Genomic DNA, 22554 nt, shown 5'->3' on the forward strand with positions numbered 1-22554 from the left:
GCCCTCCTTTTATAATTAACCGCGAAGTTCGTAAACTTCTGGTTTTTGTGCTTGGTGTGGATGCTCGTTACCAGCATACACGTGTAACTTTTTAACTTGAGCACGTCCAAGACGTCCTTTTGGAAGCATACCTTTAACAGCTAATTCAAGCATTTTAACTGGGTAGTTAGTACGCATTTCTAAAGCTGTACGCTCTTTTAAACCACCAGCATACATAGTATGACGGTAGTAAATTTTATTGTTTAATTTGTTTCCTGTTAATTCAACTTTCTCAGCATTGATGATGATTACGTTATCACCTGTATCAACGTGTGGTGTGAAAGTTGGTTTGTGCTTACCGCGAAGTAAAGTAGCTACTTCAGTTGCAAGACGACCTAAAGTTTTTCCTTCAGCGTCTACAACGAACCACTTACGTTCAACTTCGCTAGCTTTTGCCATATAAGTTGTGCGCATTCTATTTTCCTCCTAATACAATATACATAAAGTAAAATTGTTTTTATTGTTTATCTTTAACACGACTGGTTCCGGGGCTAATCGTGGTTCTTAAAACAATACCGTATTTAATATTAAACTTTATACCTTCTAATGTCAAGCAAATGTTACACCAGGATTAGTTGTTATAATCAACTTTCCATAAAAACAGCCCATTAGGCGGTGAAGTCTTGCCAGCCTTGGCTCGATCACGTGCTAATAATGCGTTTTTAACACTTTCTATATCACGCTTTCCTTGCCCTACTTCAATTAATGTTCCAACAATTATTCTTACCATATTATAAAGAAAACCATTTCCTTCAAGAGCGATGACAAGCCCCTGATCTGTTTTATTAATACTTCCTTTATAAATCGTTCGTACTTTGTCCTTAATATCCGTATTTGATGCACAAAAGGAACTAAAATCATGTGTACCTAGTAAGCAATCTAATGCTTCTTGCATTTTAACAATATTTAGATCAAAAGGAAAAAAATAATGATGGTTTCTAGAAAAAACATTTTCGTCTTTTTCATTCCAAATAAAATAACGGTATTCTTTCCGAACGACGTCAAATCTAGAATGAAAATTATCATCGACAATCTCTACATTTCTGACATTAATATCTTTGGGCAATTGTGCATTTAATGCTCTCTTCCATTGCTCTGGTTGAAGGGCATATACACTATCAAAATGAATTACTTGTCCTACTGCGTGTACCCCTGTATCTGTCCTACCAGATGCATGGATTCTTATTGGATTACCTTTGTGCATTTTTGTAAGAACCTTCTCAAAATCTGTTTGGACTGTTCTCTGATTAGGTTGTACTTGGTATCCATTAAAAAGTGTGCCATCATATGAAATTATACATTTAATTCGATTCATAACTTATCTCCATTACTTACGTAAAAACAATAATAGTAAAAATAATAACAGTAATACAACAAAACATGCTGTATCCCGTAAATGCCACTTCATAATACGAAACTTTGATCTTCCATCTCCGCCTTGGTAACCTCTAGCTTCCATCGCAACTGCTAAGTCTTCAGCTCGTTTAAATGAATGAATAAATAATGGAACAAGTAAAGAAACTAATGCTCTTAACCGGTCTTTTATAGGTCCTGAAGAGAAATCTACTCCTCGAGACGATTGTGCCTTCATAATCTTTTCAGTCTCTTCCATAAGCGTTGGAATAAATCGGAGTGAAATTGACATCATTAAAGCCATTTCATGCACTGGTAGACCCAACCTTTTAAATGGGTTAAATAATGACTCAAGTCCATCGGTAATTTCGATTGGATTTGTTGTTAATGTCAGTAAAGTAGTAATTGAAACTAAAAGAAAAAATCTCAAAGATATATAAATACCTTGAATAACTCCTTCTTTATGAATTTCGACCCATCCAAAATGATAAATTAGTGGTCCCCCTTTATTTGTAAAAACATGCAATAGAAATGTAAACACTGCTAACAACCAGATTGCTCTTAATCCTTTTAAATAATAATTAAGAGGTACTCTCGATAGCAATACTGTTACAATTGAAAATAAAAATAAAATACCGTATGTTATAAAATTGTTCGCTAAGAAAACGATACAGATAAAAATGAACATTGTAAGAAGTTTTGCTCTAGCATCTAGACGATGAATAAGAGAATCGATTGGAATATATTTTCCGATAATTAGACTATTCATTTTGTTTCCCCATTATAAAGATTCGCTATATAATTAGCTAGCTGTTCGATTGTTAAACTTGTAGCTTTTTCTTTAATGCCTAATTTTTGATTCAGATCTTGGTGGAATTTTAAAGAAAGTGGAATTTGTAATCCAATTTCCTCTAGTTCCTTTTCGTATGAGAACACTTCTAAAGGGCTTCCCTTTAAATACGTAGTCCCTTTTTGAAGCACATGGATCGTATCAGCATATCTCGCTGCATCTTCCATGCTATGCGTCACCAAAATGATCGTCAGGCCCTTTTCATTATGCAAATCGTAAAACATATCCATTAACGCCTTCTGACCACTAGGATCAAGACCAGCAGTTGGTTCATCCAAAACTAAAACTTCTGGCTCCATTGCTAAAACACCTGCAATAGCAACCCTTCTCATTTGACCACCACTTAATTCAAATGGTGACTTCATTAAATATTCTTCACTTAAGCCTACTTTTTCAATTAAATCTTTAGCTCTTTTCTTTGCTTCATCTTCAGATACACCAAAATTCATTGGACCAAAGCAAATATCTTTCTCTACAGTTTCTTCAAATAATTGCTGCTCAGGAAACTGAAAAACTAAGCCTACTTTTTTTCTTAATGATTTTAAATTCTTGTTTTTCTTATCTGATAAAAGGGTAATATCGTCAATTTTGGCGATGCCCTCTGTTGGTTGTAAGAGGCCATTTAAATGTTGCAGAAAAGTAGATTTACCTGAGCCTGTGTGACCAATTACAGCATAATATGACCCATCTGGTATGGTAACATCAATATCATAAAGAGCACGATGCTCGAAAGGCGTCTTCGGCTGATAAGTATATCCTACTTTTTCAAAAGTAATTTGCATAATTCGCTCACCAAGCTTTCTTGCTCTAGATGGTCTTGTCTCAAAGGTAAACCTTTTTCAATTAATAAACTAGAAAGGTTATTTGTAAAAGGAGATGCTAATCCAAGCGACTCTAAAGAAAACTCTGTTTTTAAAAGTTCTTCTGGCGTTACGCTTTGAACTAAATGACCATCATGCATAATTAAAATACGGTCTGCATGTATTGCTTCTTCTATATCATGAGTAATTGAAATAACTGTCATATTAATGTCTTTATGTAAATCACGAATAGTCTCAATTACTTCTTTTCTACCGAAAGGATCTAACATCGATGTAGCTTCATCTAATATTAATATACTTGGTTGAATTGCTAAAGCTCCTGCTATTGCTACTCTTTGTTTTTGGCCACCAGAAAGAGAGTGTGGCTCATGTAGTACAAATTCGTTCATATTGACGATGTTTAAAACTTCTTCAATTCGACGGTCCATTTCTTTTTTCTCAATTCCATGGTTTTCTAATCCAAATGCAATATCATCTATTACTGTCGTACCTACAAACTGATTATCAGGATTTTGAAATACCATCGCTATTTTCTTTCGAACGTCCCAAATTGTTTTTTCTGATAAGCTAATTTCCTCATCAATCACGATTTGGCCTTCTTCAGGTAATATTAGTCCATTTAAAAGTTTAGCTAACGTTGACTTTCCTGATCCGTTTCGGCCTACAATAGCGATCCATTCATTTTCATTTATATTAAATGATACAGAATGAACTGCATTTGATTGTGCCTGTGGATATTTAAAAGAGATGTTATCTACTTTAATACTATCTTTTCTCATTTGTTCACCTATAATTTTCATTGTTTATAGATATATAATAGTCTAAAAGTAAACAGAAAAAAAGGGCAACGACATGTTTACAAGAAACGTCGAGCCCTTTCGTATTCGAATATTAAACTAACTCGATTACAACCATTGGTGCAGCGTCTCCACGACGAGGTCCAATTTTTGCGATACGAGTGTATCCACCTTGGCGCTCAGTGTAACGAGGAGCGATGTCAGCAAATAATTTTTGTAAAGCGTCTTGACCATTTTCAGCGTTAGCAACTTCATTACGGATGTAAGCAGCAGCTAGACGACGAGCATGTAAGTCCCCGCGTTTACCTAAAGTAATCATTTTTTCAACAACTGAACGTAACTCCTTCGCACGAGTTTCAGTTGTTTGAATACGTTCGTTGATAATTAAATCAGTAGTTAAGTCACGTAACATAGCTTTACGTTGTGAGCTTGTACGTCCTAATTTTCTGTATCCCATTTCTAGTTCCCTCCTTTGTAAGTAGTATCAAAATTGGGTCATATAGACATGAAGAGAACGCCTCTCCCTTTATAGAAGCTACAATCAGTCTTCTTTACGTAGGCCTAGACCTAACTCTTCTAACTTATGTTTTACTTCTTCTAAAGACTTACGACCTAAGTTACGTACTTTCATCATGTCTTCTTCTGTCTTATTCGCAAGCTCTTGTACAGTATTAATACCAGCTCGCTTTAAGCAGTTATATGAACGAACAGAAAGATCAAGTTCTTCAATCGTCATTTCAAGGACTTTATCTTTTTGATCTTCTTCTTTTTCAACCATGATTTCTGCATTTTTAGCTTCGTCAGTTAAACCTACAAAAATGTTTAAGTGTTCAGTTAGAATTTTTGAACCAAGTGCGATAGCATCCTTTGGTCCAATACTTCCGTCAGTCCAAACATCAAGTGTTAACTTATCGAAATTTGAAACCTGTCCCACACGTGTATTTTCTACTTGGTATGTGACACGAGACACTGGAGTGTAAATCGAGTCGATAGGAATTACACCTATTGCTTGATCCTCTCTTTTGTTACCATCTGCAGGGATGTATCCACGTCCACGTCTAGCAGTTAGACGCATACGTAAATGAGCATCTTTAGCAAGAGTTGCAATATGAAGATCTGGATTTAGAACTTCAACATCGCTATCATGCGTAATATCGGCTGCAGTAATTGGTCCCTCACCGCGTACATCAATTTCTAATGTTTTTTCTTCGTCTGAATAAATTTTCAGAGCAAGTTTTTTAACATTAAGAATCATTGTTGTAACGTCTTCTACAACACCTTCAACTGTAGAGAACTCATGTAACACGCCATCAATTTGAATAGCTGTTACAGCGGCACCAGGAAGTGAGGATAAAAGGATACGACGTAAGGAGTTACCTAGCGTTGTACCATATCCACGCTCAAGTGGTTCAATAACGAATTTACCATATTTGGAATCGTCACTGATCTCAACCGTTTCGATTTTCGGCTTTTCGATTTCAATCATTTTTTAAACCCTCCTTCAAAACGTCGAAACCCTCGGTTAGACCATGCTAACCGAAAGTCCCTATTAGGCAGTTCCTAATTGTGCACAACAAGAGATGTCTGTTAATATTTGCCAAACATATATCATAATCCATTATAGACAATTTTTGAAAATTTATACAGACAAATTATACACGACGACGTTTTGGTGGACGGCATCCGTTATGTGGAACTGGAGTAACGTCTCTGATAGCAGTTACTTCAAGACCAGCAGCTTGAAGAGCACGGATAGCAGCCTCACGACCAGCACCCGGACCTTTAACAGTTACGTCAAGAGTTTTTAAACCGTGTTCCATAGAAACTTTAGCAGCAGTTTCAGCAGCCATTTGTGCAGCGAATGGAGTAGATTTACGAGATCCTTTGAAACCTAATGATCCAGCACTTGACCAAGAAATTGCGTTACCATGAACATCAGTGATTGTTACGATTGTGTTATTGAAAGTTGAACGAATATGAGCTGTACCAGCTTCAATATTCTTTTTCACACGACGTTTACGTACATTTGTTTTACGTGCCATGTTGAATACCCTCCTTTACTTAAAAAATATTATTTCTTCTTGTTCGCTACTGTACGGCGTGGGCCTTTACGAGTACGAGCATTGTTTTTAGTGTTTTGACCACGAACAGGTAAGTTACGACGGTGGCGAATACCACGATATGAACCGATTTCGATAAGACGTTTAATGTTTAAAGAAACTTCACGACGAAGATCCCCTTCAACTTTCAACTTATCGATTAATTCACGAATTTTACCTAATTCTTCTTCTGTTAAATCACGTACACGAGTGTCTTCTGAAATACCAGCTTCAGCTAAGATTTTTTCAGAAGTTGGACGACCGATTCCGTATACATAAGTTAAAGAAACAACCACGCGTTTGTCGCGAGGAATATCTACACCAGCAATACGAGCCATTCTAGTGCACCTCCTTCTTTATTAACCTTGTTTTTGTTTATGTTTTGGATTTTCACAAATTACCATTACTTTACCACGTCTGCGGATAACTTTACATTTTTCACAGATTGGTTTTACTGATGGTCTCACTTTCATGATTTCAACCTCCTTGTAGATTACGGAGTGCATATTTATTATTTAAAACGGTACGTAATACGGCCACGAGTTAAATCATATGGAGATAGTTCTACAGTAACCTTGTCACCTGGAAGAATACGAATGAAGTTCATACGAATTTTACCAGAAACGTGTGCAAGAACGACATGACCATTTTCCAATTCAACCTTGAACATCGCATTCGGAAGTGTTTCCGTAACGGTACCTTCAATTTCAATTACATCATCTTTCGCCATTAGGGCATTCTCCTTTCTTCAAATCAGTAGCTTGCTTGTAGGCAAACATACGCTTAGGAACATTAAGCCAAAGTGCTCTGATATGTTGGAGATTTTTGGCCTACTAAAGACCTATATTATATCAATCGTTCCAAGCAAAGCTATGTTTAAGCTTTTATAACAGTATCAGTTTTGACGAAACAACAATACGTCATACACATGGAACGATGATCTTGTCGTTCAATAATTAAACTAACTCTTTTAAAAGATTATCAATGTCATTGAAAACTTTAGTAATCTCTTGTTCACCTTCAATTATTTTTACATAACCAAGATTATTGTAGAAATCAAGTAAAGGCTGAGTTTGTTTGATATTTACTTCAAGACGATTTGCAACTGTTTCTTCATTATCATCCGCACGTTGATAAAGTTCTCCGCCACATTTAGGGCAAACACCCTCTTCAACAGGTGGATTGAAAATTAAATGATAAGTTGCTCCACACTCTTTGCAAATACGACGACCTGTTAAACGTTCAATTAAAAGTTGTTGGTCTACATGAATGTTTAACACGAAGTCAATTTTACGATTCATTACTTTCAGAGTCTCTTCTAGTGCTTCAGCCTGCGCAACTGTTCTAGGAAAACCATCAAGTAAAAAACCATTTTGGCAATCATCTTTAGCTAATCGTTCACGTACAATACCAATTGTTACCTCATCAGGAACAAGATGACCTTGATCCATAAACGATTTTGCTTTAAGACCTAGTTCAGTGCCGTCTTTAATCGCTGCACGGAACATATCACCAGTAGATATATGAGGAATGCCGTATTTTTCGACAATTTTCTCAGCTTGTGTGCCTTTGCCTGCACCAGGAAGCCCCATAAGAATTAAATTCATGGTTAATCCTCCTCAAAATTAGGTGAGCAATAGGGAATTATGCATTTCCCTATGCTCGTTCTTTAATAAAGCCTTTGTAGTTTCTCTTAACAAGCTGACTTTCTAATTGTTTCATTGTTTCAAGCGCAACTCCGACTACGATTAGTAAACTTGTTCCTCCAATTTGAGCTGAAGGTGGTAAGTTCGCAAATTTCCCAAATATGATTGGTAATAAAGCGATGACAGCTAAGAAAATTGCTCCTACGAAAGTTAAACGATATAAGACTTTAATGATATATTCTTGAGTGCTCTTCCCTGGGCGAATACCTGGGATGTAGCCACCTTGCTTCTGAAGATTTTCAGCCATTTGCTCTGGGTTTGCCTGAACAAAAGTATAAAAATATGTGAAAGCAACGATCAAGATTAAATAAAATGCCATACCCCATGGATTGTTATACGTAAAGTGCGTTTTAATCCATTCAGTCACATTGTTACTTGGTAAGAACGATGCAATTGTTGATGGAGTAATTAAAAATGAAACAGCGAAGATTACCGGAATAACCCCAGCGCCATTTACTTTTAATGGCAAGTGAGTAGATTGTCCTCCGACATAGCTATTATTACCATTGTTTCGTTTAGCATATTGAATTGGAATTTTACGATTAGCTTGTTGAATATAAATTACAGCTACGATTACTAATAGTAAAACTAAAACCACTAGGCCAACTTTCACGATGTTTAAGAATAGCGCGTCACCAGCACCTTTAAATTGTTGCTGATAGACTTGGCTCATTGTATTAGGTATAGCAGCAACTATACCACCAAAGATGATAACTGATATACCGTTCCCTACACCTTTAGCAGTAATCTGCTCACCTAACCACAATAAGAAAGATGTTCCAGCTGTTAGTACAATTGCTATATAAATATAGGTTGACCAACCTGGATTTTCAATTAACATTCCGCCAGTAATATTGTTCATACTGATTGATAATCCAATTGCTTCTACAAAACCAAGAATAATTGTGATGTATCTAGTCAGTTGAGTCAATTTACGTCGACCAATCTCACCTTGCTTCGACCATTCAGTTAACTTCGGAACAACGTCCATTTGAAGTAACTGAATAATGATTGAAGCAGTAATGTACGGCATTATACCCATTGCAAAAATCGAGAACTGTTTAAGAGCTCCTCCACCAAATGTGTTTAGTACTCCAAAGATGCTTGAGCTATCTTGAGATGCTAATACATCGGCGTTGACGTTTGGAACAGGTATAAACGTTCCAATACGAAATACAATTAACATTAATAACGTAAAGAATATTTTTTTTCTAATATCTGCAATGCGCATAAAGTTGGAGATTGTCCGGAACATTTTAGATCACCTCAGCATTTCCACCAGCTGCTTCGATTGCCTCTACTGCAGAAGATGAGAACTTGTGAGCTTTAACAGTAAGTTTAACTTCTAACTTACCATTACCTAAAATCTTAATACCAGCTAATTCTTTACGAACAATACCAGTTTCGATCAGTAACTCAGGAGTTACTTCAGTTCCGTTTTCGAAGCGATTTAACGTTTCAACATTAACGATTGCGTAATCTTTACGGTTGATGTTAGTGAAACCACGTTTTGGTAAACGACGGAATAAAGGAGTTTGACCACCTTCAAATCCAAGGCGAACACCACCACCTGAACGAGCGTTTTGTCCTTTATGACCTTTACCAGCAGTTTTACCAGTACCTGAACCAATACCACGACCGATACGTTTAGATACTTTACGAGAACCTTCTGTAGGTTTTAATTCATGAAGTTTCATTAGGGCACCTCCTTACTTATTCATGTTCAATTAAATTTCTTTTACAGATACAAGGTGAGAAACTTTGTTAATCATCCCACGCATTGCAGCGTTATCTTCTTTAACAACAGTTTGGTTTGTTTTAGTAATTCCTAAAGCACGAACTGTTGCGATTTGATCTTGTTTACGACCAATAACACTACGAGTAAGGGTAATTTCTAACTGTTTAGCCATCGTTATCCCTCCTTATTAACCTAGTAATTCTTCTACAGATTTACCACGTAATTTAGCAACTTCATCCGCACGTTTTAAGTTACTTAATCCTTCGATAGTAGCACGTACAATGTTTACCGGTGTGTTTGAGCCAAGAGATTTAGATAAAATATCATGTACTCCAGCAAGTTCTAATACCGCACGAACAGGACCTCCTGCGATAACTCCAGTACCTTCAGAAGCAGGTTTTAAGAATACTTCACCAGCTCCAAAACGACCAGTAATTACGTGAGGAATTGTAGTTCCAACGATTGGTACATTAATTAGGTTTTTCTTAGCATCTTCAACAGCTTTACGAATAGCATCAGGTACTTCTTGAGCTTTACCAGTACCAAAACCTACATGTCCGTTTTTGTCACCAACAACTACTAATGCTGAAAAGCGGAAACGACGTCCACCTTTTACAACTTTAGCAACACGGTTGATCGTAACTAAGCGTTCTTCAAGCTCTAATTTATTAGGATCAATGCGACGCATGTATGTCCCTCCTTCTTTTATTAAAATTGTAAACCAGCTTCACGAGCAGCTTCAGCTAAAGCTTTTACGCGACCATGATATAAGTAACCACCGCGGTCGAATACAACTACAGAAACACCTTTTTCAGTAGCGCGTTTTGCAACTAAACTACCAACTAATGTTGCTGCTTCGATATTGCCAGTACCATTTAAAGTTAATTCTTTATCTAAAGTTGATGCACTTGCTAATGTTACACCATTAACATCATCAATGATTTGAGCATAGATATGGTTGTTTGAACGGTAAACGTTTAAACGTGGACGTTCTTGAGTACCAGATAATTTAGTACGAACACGAGCATGTCTTTTTTTACGTACTGCATTTTTATCAGCCTTAAAGATCATCTTGGTCACTCCTTTCTCTTATCTAGTTATAGATTACTTCGCAGTTTTACCTTCTTTACGACGAACCATTTCGCCTTCGTAACGAATACCTTTACCTTTGTAAGGCTCTGGTGGACGTACTTGACGAATGTAAGCAGCAAGTGCGCCTACACGTTCTTTGTCGATACCTTTAATACTGATTTTAGTATTTGAAGGTACTTCGATTTCAACACCATTTTCAGGAGTGATTTCAACTGGGTGAGAATAACCAACAGCTAGAACAAGTTTGTCACCTGTTTTAGTTGCACGGTAACCAACCCCAACTAATTCAAGGTTACGAGTATAACCATTAGTTACACCTTCAACCATGTTTCCTAAGATAGCACGAGTTGTACCATGAAGAGCACGGTGCTCTTTGTTATCAGTTGGACGTGCAACTGTTAATACGTTCTCGTTAACTTCGATTGTCATATCAGGGCTAAAAGTACGAGTTAACTCACCTTTAGGTCCTTTTACAGTAATAGTATTGTTGTTATTAGTAACAGTAACTCCAGCAGGAATTACAAGTTCTTTTTTACCAACACGAGACATTCACTACACCTCCATTCTCTCTGTGTTTTATTACCAAACGTATGCTAAGATTTCGCCACCAGTTTTTGCTTGACGAGCTTCTTTATCTGTCATTACACCTTTAGATGTTGAAACAATTGCAACACCTAAACCGTTAAGTACGCGAGGTACTTCGTCAGCTTTCGCGTATACACGTAAGCCAGGCTTAGAGATTCTTTTTAATCCAGTGATAACACGTTCGTTGTTCACACCATATTTTAAGAAAATACGGATGATACCTTGTTTATCATCTTCAATGTACTCAACGTCACGGATGAAACCTTCACGTTTTAGAATTTCAGCAACTTCTTTCTTTAGGTTAGAACCTGGGAATTCTAATTTCTCGTGACGTACCATGTTCGCATTACGAATGCGAGTAAGCATATCTGCAATAGGATCTGTCATGACCATGTTCAGATAACCTCCTTCCTAATATCTATAGAATTACCAACTAGCTTTTTTAACGCCAGGGATTTGTCCTTTATAAGCAAGTTCACGGAAACAAATACGGCAAAGTTTAAATTTACGTAATACTGAGTGTGGACGTCCGCAACGTTCGCAACGTGTATACTCTTGTACTTTAAATTTCTGAGCACGCTTTTGTTTCGCAATCATTGATTTTTTAGCCACGTTTTCGCCTCCTCTTCTTTAGCGCTGGCTTTCATTATTTTTGAAAAGGCATTCCAAATAATGTTAGCATTTCACGAGCTTCTTCATCAGTATTTGCAGTAGTAACAATAACGATGTCCATACCACGTACTTTGTTTACTTTATCATAATCAATCTCTGGGAAGATTAATTGTTCTTTAACACCTAAAGTGTAGTTTCCACGGCCATCGAATGACTTTTTAGAGATCCCACGGAAGTCACGTACACGAGGTAAAGTTACAGCAACTAATTTTTCAAAGAATTCGTACATACGCTCACCACGTAATGTAACTTTAGCACCGATAGGCATTCCTTCACGAAGACGGAATTGAGCGATTGATTTTTTAGCTCTAGTTACAACAGGTTTTTGACCTGCGATTAAAGTTAATTCCTCAACAGCAGTATCTAATGCTTTTGAATTTGAAACAGCCTCACCAACACCCATGTTGATGACGATCTTTTCAATTTTTGGCACTTGCATAACTGATTTATAGTTAAACTTGCTCACTAGAGCAGGAGTGATTTCATTTTGATATTTCTCGACTAGGCGGTTCATTCAGTTGACCTCCTTTCATAAATTTCTATTATTTATCAAGTAATTCGCCTGATTTTTTTGCAATACGTACTTTTTTACCATCCACTAATTGGTAACCTACGCGTGTAGGTACTCCAGTTTTTGGATCTAATGCCATAACATTAGAAACATGGATTGGTGCTTCTTTCTCGATGATGCCACCTTGTGGGTTAGCTTGAGTAGGTTTTGAGTGTTTTTTAATGATGTTAACACCTTCAACTAGTACGCGGTTATTCTTAGGAAAAGCAGCTAGGATAACACCTTGTTTTCCTTTGTCTTTACCAGAAATAACTTGAACTTTATCACCTTTTTTTACATGCATCTTCTTCGTGCACCTCCTTAATAAGGCTTTCTGAAGTATTTATTAAAGTACATTAATTAAAGTACTTCTGGAGCTAATGATACGATTTTCATGAAGTTGCTATCACGTAATTCACGTGCAACTGGTCCGAAAATACGAGTACCACGTGGGCTCTTATCATCTTTAATGATAACAGCTGCGTTTTCATCAAATTTGATGTAAGTACCGTCTGGACGACGAACACCGCGTTTCGTACGAACGATAACAGCTTTAACTACATCACCTTTTTTAACAACGCCACCTGGTGTTGCTTGTTTAACTGTACATACGATGATATCACCGATGTTAGCAGTTTTACGGCCTGAACCACCTAATACTTTAATAGTAAGTAATTCACGTGCACCTGAATTGTCAGCAACTTTTAAACGAGTTTCTTGTTGGATCATGTCAAATTGACCTCCTTTCGGATTAAGAATGATATCCGATCATCTATTAGATAATAACAGCTTCTTCTACGATTTCAACTAAACGGAAACGTTTTGTAGCTGATAATGGACGAGTCTCCATGATTTTTACGATATCGCCAACTTTTGCAGCGTTTAGCTCATCGTGCGCTTTATATTTTTTAGAATATTTAACGCGTTTTCCGTATAGTTTATGTGTTTTATAAGTTTCAACTACAACAGTAATTGTCTTATCCATCTTATCAGAAACTACACGTCCTGTGTAAACTTTACGTTGGTTACGTTCGCTCACTGTGCAAACCTCCCCTCATGATTAATTATTAGAGTTAATTTCTCTTTCACGTACTACAGTTTTCATACGAGCAATACCTTTACGAACCTCACGAATACGCGCAGTGTTCTCTAATTGACCTGTAGCTAATTGGAAACGAAGGTTGAATAACTCTTCTTTAAGAGATTTCACTTTTAATTCAATTTCAGCAGTAGTAAGATCGCGAATCTCATTAGTTTTCATTAGAATCACCACCATTGTCTTCGCGTTTTACGAATTTACATTTAACTGGTAATTTGTGAGCTGCTAAGCGAAGTGCTTCACGAGCTACCTCTTCAGATACACCAGCGATTTCGAACATAATTTTGCCAGGTTTAACAACTGCAACCCAACCTTCTGGAGCACCTTTACCGCTACCCATACGAACCTCAAGAGGTTTAGCTGTGTAAGGCTTAGAAGGGAAGATCTTAATCCATACTTTACCGCCACGTTTCATGTAACGAGTCATTGCACGACGCGCTGCTTCAATTTGACGGTTAGTAATCCAAGAAGCTTCAGTTGATTGTAAACCGAATTCACCGAATGCGATTTCAGTACCACCTTTGGCACGTCCACGCATTTTTCCACGATGCTCTCTTCTATATTTAACACGTTTAGGCATTAACATAATTAATTTCCTCCTTCCTCAGAAGCTTTCTTTTTTGTAGGAAGAACTTCACCTTTGTAAATCCATACTTTTACGCCAAGTTTACCGTATGTTGTATCTGCTTCTGCAGCTGCATAGTCGATGTCTGCACGTAATGTATGAAGTGGCACTGTACCTTCGCTATATGATTCAGAACGAGCGATATCTGCTCCGCCAAGACGACCAGAAACTTGTGTTTTGATTCCTAATGCACCAGCACGCATAGTACGTTGTAGTACTTGCTTTTGAGCACGACGGAAAGAAACACGGTTTTCTAATTGACGAGCGATGTTTTCTGCTACTAATTTAGCATCAAGATCTGCTCTTTTAATTTCGATGATGTTGATATGAACACGTTTGCCAGTAAGGTTGTTTAAAGCTTTACGAAGAGCTTCAACTTCCGAACCACCTTTACCGATTACCATACCTGGTTTTGCAGTGTGAACAGTGATGTTTACACGGTTTGCAGCTCTTTCGATTTCTACTTTAGATACAGCAGAATCTTTTAAGCGAGTGCTGATGTACTCACGAATTTTGATGTCTTCATGTAAAAGATCAGCGTAATCTTTTTCAGCGTACCATTTAGATTCCCAATCTTTAATAATACCAACACGAAGTCCGACTGGATTTACCTTTTGTCCCATCGATTATCCCTCCTTCTTCTCTGATACCACGATTGTAATGTGGCTTGTGCGTTTGTTGATTGCGCTAGCACGTCCTTGTGCACGAGGGCGGAAACGTTTTAAAGTAGCACCTTCATCAACGAATACTTTTTCGATGTATAAGTTATTAACATCCATATCATAGTTATGCTCTGCGTTAGCAATAGCAGATTTTAATAATTTTTCTACAACAGGAGAAGCAGTTTTTGGTGTATGTCGAAGGATTGCGATCGCTTCGCCAACTTGTTTACCTCGGATTAAATCGACTACTAGACGAACTTTACGAGGAGCGATACGAACTGTTCTCAGTACAGCTTTAGCTTGCATTGGAGTGCCTCCTCTCATTATCTTCTAGTTTTCTTGTCATCCGCATCGTGACCTTTGTAAGTACGAGTTGGAGCAAATTCACCAAGTTTGTGACCTATCATATCTTCCGATACATATACAGGTACGTGTTTACGACCATCGTATACTGCAATAGTATGTCCGATAAATTGTGGGAAAATAGTCGAACGACGTGACCAAGTTTTAACAACTTGCTTAGAGTCAGTTTCGTTTAATTTCTCAACTTTAGCTAATAAGTGATCATCAATAAATGGACCTTTTTTTAGGCTGCGTCCCATTGTGGTACCTCCCTTCGTGATTGACCTACGGTTCTAGTGAACCGTAGCACAATCGCGTTATTTTTTACGACGACGAACGATAAACTTGTCTGACGCTTTGTTTTTCTTACGAGTTTTGTAACCAAGAGTTGGTTTACCCCATGGAGACATTGGTGATTTACGTCCGATTGGAGAGCGTCCTTCACCACCACCGTGTGGGTGATCAACTGGGTTCATTACAGATCCACGTACAGTTGGGCGTTTACCCATCCAACGAGAACGACCAGCTTTACCGATGTTAATAAGTTCGTGTTGTTCATTACCTACTTGACCTACTGTCGCGCGGCAAGTAGCTAATACCATACGTACTTCACCAGAGTTTAAACGAACAAGTACATAACGATCTTCTTTACCTAATACTTGAGCAGAAGTACCAGCTGAACGTACTAATTGTCCTCCACGACCTGGTTTTAACTCGATGTTGTGGATTGTAGTACCTACTGGAATGTTTACAAGTGGTAAAGCGTTACCTACTTTAATATCAGCTTCAGGACCTGAAACGATTTCCATTCCTACTACTAAATTTTTAGGAGCTAGAATGTAACGTTTTTCTCCATCAGCGTAGTTGATTAACGCAATGTTTGCAGAACGGTTTGGATCGTACTCGATTGTAGCAACGCGTCCTGGTATACCATCTTTATCTCGTTTGAAATCGATGATACGGTATTGACGTTTGTGTCCACCACCTTGGTGACGAACAGTAATTTTACCTTGGTTGTTACGGCCAGCTTTTTTGCTAAGTGGAGCTAATAATGATTTTTCTGGTTTGTCAGTAGTGATCTCAGCAAAATCATTAGTAGTCATTCCACGGCGACCGTTAGTGGTTGGTTTATACTTTTTGATTCCCATCGTAATTTCCCTCCTTTTCTAGTAGTTAGTATTAAACGCCTTCGAATAATGTGATTTCTTGGCTATCAGCAGTTAATTTAACGATTGCTTTTCTACGACGGTTTGTGTAACCAGCATGTTTACCCATACGCTTAAACTTACCTTTGTAGTTCATTACGTTAACTTTTTCTACTTTAACACCGAAGATTGCTTCAACAGCATCTTTAACTTCAGTTTTGTTAGCTCTTACATCTACTTCAAAAGTGTATTTTTTTTCAGCGATTGCTTCCATAGAAGCTTCAGTGATAACTGGGCGTTTGATAATATCACGAGGATCCTTCATTACGCAAGCACCTCCTCTACTTTTTCCACCGCAGCTTTAGTCATGATTAATGTATCATGATGTAAAACGTCGATTACGTTTACTTCATTTGCTGCAAGTACTGTGATTCCAGGGATATTGCGAGCAGATAAAGCTACGTTTTCATTTAGGTCAGCTGTTACGATTAAAACTTTCTTAGCAACTGATAAGCCAGTTAAAACAGTAACCATATCTTTTGTTTTTGGTGCGTTTAACGCTAAATCTTCAAGAACTAGCATGCTTTGTTCTAATACTTTAGTAGATAAAGCAGATTTAATCGCTAAGCGACGTACCTTTTTAGGTAATTTATAAGAGTATGATCTTGGAGCTGGACCGAATACGATACCACCACCACGCCATTGTGGAGAACGGATTGAACCTTGACGAGCACGTCCAGTTCCTTTTTGTTTCCATGGTTTACGACCACCACCACGTACTTCAGAACGTGTTTTAACTTTGTGAGTACCTTGACGTAAAGATGCACGTTGCATCATTACAGCATCAAATAAAGCATGTTCGTTTGGAGCTATCCCGAATACAGCATCAGCTAATTCGATTTCTCCTACTTGAGCGCCTGTTTGATTAAACATAGTAACTTTAGGCATTTTATTTCCTCCTTTCTTCTAAATTAATTATTTAGATTTAACCGCAGTACGGATTGTAACGTAAGATTTTTTAGAACCTGGTACATTACCTTTTACTAAAAGTAAGTTACGTTCAACGTCAACTTTAACGATTTGTAGGTTTTGTACAGTTACTTTTTCTCCACCCATTTGACCAGGTAAAGCTTTGTTTTTGAATACACGGTTCGGAGCAACAGGACCCATTGAACCTGGACGACGGTGGTAACGAGAACCGTGAGACATTGGCCCACGAGATTGTCCGTGGCGCTTAATGCTACCTTGGAATCCTTTACCTTTTGAAGTTCCAGTTACATCAACGATGTCACCATTTGCAAAAATATCTACTTTGACTTCTTGACCAACTTCATAAGCTGATACGTCAGCGTTGCGAAGTTCACGAACGAAGCGCTTAGGTGCAGTGTTTGCCTTAGCAGAGTGCCCTTTTTCTGGTTTGTTAGCTAATTTTTCACGTTTGTCAGCGAAACCGATTTGGATAGCTTCGTAGCCATCAGTTTCAGTAGTTTTCTTTTGTAAAACCACGTTTGGAGTAGCTTCGATTACAGTTACTGGAATTAACTCGCCGTTTTCAGCAAATACTTGTGTCATACCGATCTTTTTCCCTAAGATTCCTTTAGTCATAAGTCACACCTCCTGAATTTATATATAATTTTATTAAAGTTTGATTTCAATATCAACGCCAGATGGTAAATCTAGTCTCATTAATGAATCAACTGTTTGTGGAGTTGGATTCACGATATCGATTAAACGTTTGTGAGTGCGCATTTCGAATTGCTCACGAGAATCTTTGTATTTATGAACCGCACGAAGGATCGTGTAAATTGATTTCTCAGTTGGTAACGGAATCGGACCAGATACAGAAGCACCTGAACGTTTCGCTGTTTCAACGATTTTCTCTGCAGATTGATCTAAAATACGGTGATCATAAGCTTTTAAACGAATACGAATTTTTTCTTTTGCCATAATTTTCCCTCCTTTTTCGCCTATTTAAATAATAGACATACTCCGTGGAAATTTCCTTACACTCGCCATGGCAAAGCGGCCGGGTGTATCAGCAACCTTCCACTTCTACGCAGTCAAAGACCAACATCATCTATTATACATAAAAAATAATGCTATTGCAAGCATTTGTTATAAGTTTAAATAAATAATGTTCTCGTCGTCTTCAGTACTTAGTTATTATATTATCTTCAATTATTAAAATCAAGCAAGAATCGGTTTTATTGCATATTTTAAATATTTCCAATTTACTTATAAAAAAAAAGCTTAGAAGAAAAGATCTTCTAAGCTTTTAAGTTTAATTATTCAACGATTGTAGCAACTACGCCAGCGCCTACAGTACGTCCACCCTCACGGATAGAGAACTTAGTTCCTTCTTCAACAGCGATTCCGTTGATTAATTCAACAGTCATTTCGATGTTGTCGCCAGGCATAACCATTTCAACGCCTTCTGGTAATTGGATGATTCCAGTTACGTCAGTTGTACGGAAATAGAATTGTGGACGGTAGTTAGCGAAGAATGGAGTGTGACGTCCACCTTCTTCTTTAGATAAAACGTAAACTTCAGCTTTGAACTTAGTGTGTTGTTTAACTGAACCTGGTTTAGCTAAAACTTGACCACGTTGGATATCGTCACGAGCAACCCCACGAAGAAGTGCACCGATGTTATCTCCAGCTTCTGCTTGGTCAAGAAGTTTACGGAACATTTCAACACCTGTTACAGTAGTTGTTTTTGGCTCTTCAGTGAAACCGATGATTTCGATTACTTCACCAACTTTAACTACTCCACGCTCAACACGACCAGTAGCTACTGTTCCACGACCAGTGATTGAGAATACATCCTCAACTGGCATTAAGAAAGGCTTGTCAGTTTCACGAGTTGGTGTTGGGATGTAAGAATCAACTTCAGCCATTAATTCATGAATTTTAGCTTCCCACTCAGCATCTCCTTCAAGAGCTTTAAGAGCAGAACCTTTGATTACTGGAATATCGTCACCTGGGAAATCGTACTCTGATAAAAGATCACGGATTTCCATTTCAACTAATTCAAGTAATTCTTCGTCGTCAACCATGTCACATTTGTTCATGAATACTACGATGTAAGGTACACCTACTTGACGAGATAAAAGAATGTGCTCACGAGTTTGAGGCATTGGACCATCAGCAGCAGATACTACTAAGATACCACCGTCCATTTGAGCAGCACCAGTGATCATGTTTTTAACATAGTCAGCGTGACCTGGGCAGTCAACGTGTGCATAGTGACGAGTTTCTGTTTCGTACTCAACGTGTGCAGTAGAGATTGTGATTCCACGTTCTCTTTCTTCTGGAGCTCCGTCGATTTGATCGTAAGCGCGAGCTTCAGCTCCACCTACTTTAGCTAATACAGTTGTAATAGCAGCAGTTAATGTTGTTTTACCATGGTCAACGTGTCCGATTGTACCAATGTTAACGTGTGGTTTTACACGTTCGAATTTAGCTTTACCCATTGTAAAAATCCTCCTTATAATTAAGAAAATTAATTTTTAGTTTTATTATTATGCCATAAAGGGGCGAGTCCCCTTTATAGCTAACATAAATAGTTATACATGATGAGAACTAAATAATCAATTACTCACCTTTATATTTTTTGATAATTTCTTCAGAAATTGATTTTGGTACATCTTCGTAATGGTCAAATACCATTGAGAACGTTCCACGACCTTGAGTGTTAGAACGTAATGAAGTTGCATAACCAAACATTTCAGAAAGTGGTACCATTGCACGTACTACTTGAGCGTTTCCGCGAGCTTCCATACCTTCAACGCGTCCACGACGAGAAGTGATATCACCCATGATATCTCCTAAGTATTCCTCAGGGATAACAACTTCTACTTTCATAAGTGGTTCAAGTAGAACTGGGTTACATTTCTTAACAGCATTTTTAAGAGCTAACGATGCTGCTACTTTAAATGCCATCTCATTCGAGTCAACATCATGGTATGAACCGTCAAATAGACGAGCTTTAATGTCGATTAGTGGGAATCCAGCTAATACACCATTTTTAAGAGAATCTTCAAGACCTGCAGCAACTGCTGGGATGTATTCACGAGGAACAACACCACCAACGATACCGTTTTCAAACTCAAAGCCTTTTCCTTCTTCGTTTGGTGAGAATTCAATCCAAACGTGACCGAATTGTCCACGTCCACCTGATTGACGTACGAATTTACCTTCTACTTGTGCAGAAGAACGGAAAGTTTCACGGTATGCTACTTGAGGAGCACCTACGTTAGCTTCAACTTTGAATTCACGACGCATACGGTCAACGATGATGTCAAGGTGAAGTTCACCCATACCACCGATGATTGTTTGACCAGTTTCTTGATCTGTATGTGCACGGAATGTTGGATCTTCTTCTGTTAATTTTGTTAATGCTTGACCCATTTTATCTTGGTCAGCCTTAGATTTTGGTTCGATTGCAATGTGAATAACTGGTTCTGGGAATTCCATAGACTCAAGAATAACTAAATTCTTTTCATCACAAAGTGTATCTCCAGTTGTAGTGTCTTTAAGACCTACTGCAGCAGCGATGTCTCCAGCAAATACTTTCGAAATCTCTTGACGAGAGTTAGCATGCATTTGTAGGATACGTCCTACACGCTCACGCTTACCTTTTGTAGAGTTTTGAACGTATGAACCAGATTCTAACGTACCAGCGTATACACGGAAGAACGTTAATTTACCAACATAAGGATCAGTCATGATTTTGAATGCTAAAGCAGCGAAAGGCTCGTCATCACTTGAAGGAACAACCTTTTCTTCATCAGTATCAGGAATAGTTCCCATAATTGCTGGTACATCTAATGGTGATGGTAAGTAGTCAATTACTGCATCAAGCATTAATTGAACACCTTTGTTTTTGAAAGCAGAACCACATACTACTGGGAAGAATTGAACTGAACAAGTCGCTGTACGAATTGCAGCTTTTAATTCTGCAAGTGTGATTTCTTCACCTTCAAGATATTTCATCATTAATTCTTCGTCAAGCTCAGCTACTGCTTCGATTAAACGACCACGGTATTCTTCAGCTAGTTCTTGATATTCCTCTGGAATTTCAATTGTTTCAATGTCAGTTCCTAAGTCATTATTGTACTTAATAGCTTTCATTTCAACTAGGTCAACGATTCCCCAGAAGTTATCTTCAGCACCCATCGCTAATTGGATTGGGTGTGCGTTAGCTTGTAAACGATCGTGCAATGTTCCTACAGAGTATAAGAAATCCGCGCCGATTTTATCCATTTTGTTAACGAATACTACACGTGGAACTCCGTAAGTAGTTGCTTGACGCCAAACTGTTTCAGTTTGAGGTTCAACACCTGATTGAGCATCAAGTACTGCTACTGCGCCATCAAGTACACGTAGTGAACGTTCAACTTCTACAGTGAAGTCTACGTGACCTGGAGTATCAATGATATTTACACGGTGGTTATTCCACTGAGCTGTTGTAGCAGCAGATGTGATAGTGATACCACGCTCTTGCTCTTGCTCCATCCAGTCCATTTGTGAAGCTCCTTCATGAGTTTCACCAATTTTGTGAATACGACCTGTGTAATAAAGGATACGCTCTGTTGTTGTTGTTTTACCAGCATCAATGTGAGCCATGATCCCGATATTACGAGTGTTATTTAAGGAGAACTCTCTAGTCATCAGGGTTCTTTCTCCCTTCCAGTATTAGTTAGGATTTTTTAGTACAAGAAAAAGTTATTCCCATACATATTTCATGTTATTAAGTTAAGCAAGCACTACAAGCAAGGAACTATTATGTCATCCTAAGTTATGTAATCCGACGTTCACCTACTTAATCTAGCAAGCTAAATTAGAAATAGGTGAACGACTTAACCAACATTCATTATGTGCAGAAATAACTAAATTGCTTTTAATCTTACCAACGGTAGTGAGCAAACGCTTTGTTCGCTTCTGCCATTTTGTGTGTATCTTCACGTTTCTTAACTGCAGAACCTGAGTTGTTAGCTGCATCAAGAATTTCATTAGCTAAACGCTCTTCCATCGTTTTTTCTCCACGAAGACGAGCATAGTTAACTAACCAGCGAAGACCTAAAGTTGTACGGCGCTCAGGGCGAACCTCAACTGGTACTTGGTAGTTTGAACCACCAACACGACGAGCTCTAACTTCTAGAACTGGCATGATATTTTTAAGAGCTGCTTCGAATACTTCCATTGGTTCTTTACCAGAACGTTCTTGGATTAATTCAAATGCTCCGTATAAGATAGCTTGAGACTTTCCTCTTTTTCCGTCAATCATCATTTTGTTGATTAAACGAGAAACTAATTTTGAATTATAAAGTGGATCTGGCAATACATCTCTTTTTGCAACAGGACCTTTACGTGGCAT

General features: G+C 37.9%; 37 protein-coding genes. All 37 read right to left on the bottom strand.

Features of this window, described 5'->3' with window-relative positions:
• Positions 1-15: 15 nt before the first annotated feature.
• On the bottom strand, positions 16-453 hold the full coding sequence (gene rplM, locus ACFVRR_RS20980; protein ID WP_098121876.1) for a 50S ribosomal protein L13: 438 nt from the start codon (positions 451-453) through the stop codon (positions 16-18).
• Between the two features lie 157 nt (positions 454-610).
• Positions 611-1354: a tRNA pseudouridine(38-40) synthase TruA gene (gene truA / locus ACFVRR_RS20985; protein ID WP_387332383.1), complete on the bottom strand. Its 744-nt coding sequence runs from the start codon at positions 1352-1354 to the stop codon at positions 611-613.
• A gap of 12 nt (positions 1355-1366) precedes the next feature.
• Positions 1367-2161, bottom strand: a complete 795-nt coding sequence (cbiQ, locus tag ACFVRR_RS20990; RefSeq protein WP_387332385.1) for a cobalt ECF transporter T component CbiQ — start codon at positions 2159-2161, stop codon at positions 1367-1369.
• Positions 2158-3024, bottom strand: a complete 867-nt coding sequence (locus ACFVRR_RS20995) for an energy-coupling factor ABC transporter ATP-binding protein (RefSeq protein ID WP_387332387.1) — start codon at positions 3022-3024, stop codon at positions 2158-2160. The genes cbiQ and ACFVRR_RS20995 overlap by 4 nt, the downstream gene beginning before the upstream one ends.
• On the bottom strand, positions 3000-3842 hold the full coding sequence (locus tag ACFVRR_RS21000; protein WP_387332389.1) for an energy-coupling factor ABC transporter ATP-binding protein: 843 nt from the start codon (positions 3840-3842) through the stop codon (positions 3000-3002). The genes ACFVRR_RS20995 and ACFVRR_RS21000 overlap by 25 nt, the downstream gene beginning before the upstream one ends.
• A 112-nt stretch (positions 3843-3954) precedes the next feature.
• Positions 3955-4317 (bottom strand): 50S ribosomal protein L17, encoded by a 363-nt coding sequence (gene rplQ, locus ACFVRR_RS21005; protein ID WP_335407340.1) that lies wholly within the window; start codon positions 4315-4317, stop codon positions 3955-3957.
• 84 nt (positions 4318-4401) lie between these two features.
• Positions 4402-5346, bottom strand: coding sequence for a DNA-directed RNA polymerase subunit alpha (locus tag ACFVRR_RS21010; RefSeq protein WP_098232303.1), 945 nt, complete (start codon positions 5344-5346; stop codon positions 4402-4404).
• 166 nt (positions 5347-5512) lie between these two features.
• Positions 5513-5902: a 30S ribosomal protein S11 gene (rpsK, locus tag ACFVRR_RS21015; RefSeq protein ID WP_387332392.1), complete on the bottom strand. Its 390-nt coding sequence runs from the start codon at positions 5900-5902 to the stop codon at positions 5513-5515.
• Positions 5903-5931: 29 nt separating this feature from the next.
• Positions 5932-6297, bottom strand: coding sequence for a 30S ribosomal protein S13 (rpsM, locus tag ACFVRR_RS21020; RefSeq protein ID WP_387332393.1), 366 nt, complete (start codon positions 6295-6297; stop codon positions 5932-5934).
• Positions 6298-6318: 21 nt separating this feature from the next.
• Entirely contained in the window at positions 6319-6432 is a 114-nt protein-coding gene (rpmJ, locus tag ACFVRR_RS21025; RefSeq protein WP_000868344.1) for a 50S ribosomal protein L36, read from the bottom strand.
• 38 nt (positions 6433-6470) lie between these two features.
• Positions 6471-6689: a translation initiation factor IF-1 gene (infA, locus tag ACFVRR_RS21030; protein WP_056467475.1), complete on the bottom strand. Its 219-nt coding sequence runs from the start codon at positions 6687-6689 to the stop codon at positions 6471-6473.
• A gap of 226 nt (positions 6690-6915) precedes the next feature.
• The gene (locus ACFVRR_RS21035) at positions 6916-7566 is read right to left on the bottom strand and encodes an adenylate kinase (RefSeq protein WP_387332396.1); all 651 of its coding nucleotides are present in this window, start codon (positions 7564-7566) and stop codon (positions 6916-6918) included.
• Positions 7567-7615: 49 nt separating this feature from the next.
• Positions 7616-8920: a preprotein translocase subunit SecY gene (gene secY / locus ACFVRR_RS21040; protein ID WP_387332398.1), complete on the bottom strand. Its 1305-nt coding sequence runs from the start codon at positions 8918-8920 to the stop codon at positions 7616-7618.
• 1 nt (position 8921) lies between these two features.
• Entirely contained in the window at positions 8922-9362 is a 441-nt protein-coding gene (rplO, locus tag ACFVRR_RS21045) for a 50S ribosomal protein L15 (protein WP_335407345.1), read from the bottom strand.
• Positions 9363-9392: 30 nt separating this feature from the next.
• Positions 9393-9575 carry a 50S ribosomal protein L30 gene (gene rpmD, locus ACFVRR_RS21050; protein ID WP_088070790.1) on the bottom strand — a complete coding sequence of 61 codons (183 nt, stop codon included), beginning with the start codon at positions 9573-9575 and terminating at the stop codon, positions 9393-9395.
• 15 nt (positions 9576-9590) lie between these two features.
• Complete coding sequence (rpsE, locus tag ACFVRR_RS21055) at positions 9591-10091, bottom strand: 30S ribosomal protein S5 (protein ID WP_335407346.1); 501 nt, start codon at positions 10089-10091, stop codon at positions 9591-9593.
• 20 nt (positions 10092-10111) lie between these two features.
• The gene (rplR, locus tag ACFVRR_RS21060; protein ID WP_069033615.1) at positions 10112-10474 is read right to left on the bottom strand and encodes a 50S ribosomal protein L18; all 363 of its coding nucleotides are present in this window, start codon (positions 10472-10474) and stop codon (positions 10112-10114) included.
• Between the two features lie 33 nt (positions 10475-10507).
• Positions 10508-11044, bottom strand: a complete 537-nt coding sequence (gene rplF / locus ACFVRR_RS21065; protein WP_387332402.1) for a 50S ribosomal protein L6 — start codon at positions 11042-11044, stop codon at positions 10508-10510.
• 30 nt (positions 11045-11074) lie between these two features.
• The gene (gene rpsH, locus ACFVRR_RS21070; RefSeq protein WP_056467453.1) at positions 11075-11473 is read right to left on the bottom strand and encodes a 30S ribosomal protein S8; all 399 of its coding nucleotides are present in this window, start codon (positions 11471-11473) and stop codon (positions 11075-11077) included.
• Positions 11474-11506: 33 nt separating this feature from the next.
• Positions 11507-11692: a type Z 30S ribosomal protein S14 gene (locus ACFVRR_RS21075; RefSeq protein WP_056467450.1), complete on the bottom strand. Its 186-nt coding sequence runs from the start codon at positions 11690-11692 to the stop codon at positions 11507-11509.
• A 34-nt stretch (positions 11693-11726) separates the two neighbouring features.
• Positions 11727-12266, bottom strand: a complete 540-nt coding sequence (gene rplE / locus ACFVRR_RS21080) for a 50S ribosomal protein L5 (protein WP_098121862.1) — start codon at positions 12264-12266, stop codon at positions 11727-11729.
• A 28-nt stretch (positions 12267-12294) separates the two neighbouring features.
• Positions 12295-12606 carry a 50S ribosomal protein L24 gene (rplX, locus tag ACFVRR_RS21085; RefSeq protein WP_056467443.1) on the bottom strand — a complete coding sequence of 104 codons (312 nt, stop codon included), beginning with the start codon at positions 12604-12606 and terminating at the stop codon, positions 12295-12297.
• A gap of 56 nt (positions 12607-12662) precedes the next feature.
• Positions 12663-13031: a 50S ribosomal protein L14 gene (gene rplN, locus ACFVRR_RS21090; RefSeq protein ID WP_056467440.1), complete on the bottom strand. Its 369-nt coding sequence runs from the start codon at positions 13029-13031 to the stop codon at positions 12663-12665.
• A gap of 46 nt (positions 13032-13077) precedes the next feature.
• The gene (gene rpsQ, locus ACFVRR_RS21095) at positions 13078-13341 is read right to left on the bottom strand and encodes a 30S ribosomal protein S17 (protein WP_098232299.1); all 264 of its coding nucleotides are present in this window, start codon (positions 13339-13341) and stop codon (positions 13078-13080) included.
• A 21-nt stretch (positions 13342-13362) separates the two neighbouring features.
• Positions 13363-13563: a 50S ribosomal protein L29 gene (rpmC, locus tag ACFVRR_RS21100; protein ID WP_088044553.1), complete on the bottom strand. Its 201-nt coding sequence runs from the start codon at positions 13561-13563 to the stop codon at positions 13363-13365.
• Positions 13553-13987, bottom strand: coding sequence for a 50S ribosomal protein L16 (rplP, locus tag ACFVRR_RS21105; RefSeq protein ID WP_056467431.1), 435 nt, complete (start codon positions 13985-13987; stop codon positions 13553-13555). The genes rpmC and rplP overlap by 11 nt, the downstream gene beginning before the upstream one ends.
• A gap of 2 nt (positions 13988-13989) precedes the next feature.
• Positions 13990-14649, bottom strand: a complete 660-nt coding sequence (gene rpsC / locus ACFVRR_RS21110; protein WP_335407357.1) for a 30S ribosomal protein S3 — start codon at positions 14647-14649, stop codon at positions 13990-13992.
• A gap of 3 nt (positions 14650-14652) precedes the next feature.
• A complete protein-coding gene (gene rplV, locus ACFVRR_RS21115; RefSeq protein ID WP_056467425.1) occupies positions 14653-14994 on the bottom strand; it encodes a 50S ribosomal protein L22 in 342 nt (113 codons plus the stop codon).
• A 17-nt stretch (positions 14995-15011) separates the two neighbouring features.
• Positions 15012-15290: a 30S ribosomal protein S19 gene (gene rpsS / locus ACFVRR_RS21120; RefSeq protein WP_335407359.1), complete on the bottom strand. Its 279-nt coding sequence runs from the start codon at positions 15288-15290 to the stop codon at positions 15012-15014.
• Between the two features lie 57 nt (positions 15291-15347).
• Positions 15348-16178: a 50S ribosomal protein L2 gene (gene rplB, locus ACFVRR_RS21125; protein ID WP_387332408.1), complete on the bottom strand. Its 831-nt coding sequence runs from the start codon at positions 16176-16178 to the stop codon at positions 15348-15350.
• Between the two features lie 31 nt (positions 16179-16209).
• Positions 16210-16500: a 50S ribosomal protein L23 gene (rplW, locus tag ACFVRR_RS21130; RefSeq protein WP_056467416.1), complete on the bottom strand. Its 291-nt coding sequence runs from the start codon at positions 16498-16500 to the stop codon at positions 16210-16212.
• Positions 16500-17123, bottom strand: coding sequence for a 50S ribosomal protein L4 (gene rplD / locus ACFVRR_RS21135; protein WP_098428738.1), 624 nt, complete (start codon positions 17121-17123; stop codon positions 16500-16502). Before rplD ends, rplW begins: the two co-directional genes overlap by 1 nt.
• 27 nt (positions 17124-17150) lie before the next feature.
• Positions 17151-17780 carry a 50S ribosomal protein L3 gene (gene rplC, locus ACFVRR_RS21140; protein ID WP_056467410.1) on the bottom strand — a complete coding sequence of 210 codons (630 nt, stop codon included), beginning with the start codon at positions 17778-17780 and terminating at the stop codon, positions 17151-17153.
• A gap of 33 nt (positions 17781-17813) precedes the next feature.
• On the bottom strand, positions 17814-18122 hold the full coding sequence (gene rpsJ, locus ACFVRR_RS21145) for a 30S ribosomal protein S10 (protein WP_088003795.1): 309 nt from the start codon (positions 18120-18122) through the stop codon (positions 17814-17816).
• 338 nt (positions 18123-18460) lie between these two features.
• Positions 18461-19648, bottom strand: coding sequence for an elongation factor Tu (tuf, locus tag ACFVRR_RS21150; RefSeq protein WP_387332411.1), 1188 nt, complete (start codon positions 19646-19648; stop codon positions 18461-18463).
• A gap of 121 nt (positions 19649-19769) precedes the next feature.
• Positions 19770-21848: an elongation factor G gene (gene fusA, locus ACFVRR_RS21155; RefSeq protein WP_387332413.1), complete on the bottom strand. Its 2079-nt coding sequence runs from the start codon at positions 21846-21848 to the stop codon at positions 19770-19772.
• A gap of 235 nt (positions 21849-22083) precedes the next feature.
• A complete protein-coding gene (gene rpsG, locus ACFVRR_RS21160; RefSeq protein ID WP_056467395.1) occupies positions 22084-22554 on the bottom strand; it encodes a 30S ribosomal protein S7 in 471 nt (156 codons plus the stop codon).

Origin of the sequence: Gottfriedia sp. NPDC057948, assembly GCF_042887255.1 — a bacterium.
Lineage (GTDB): Bacteria > Bacillota > Bacilli > Bacillales > Bacillaceae_G > Gottfriedia.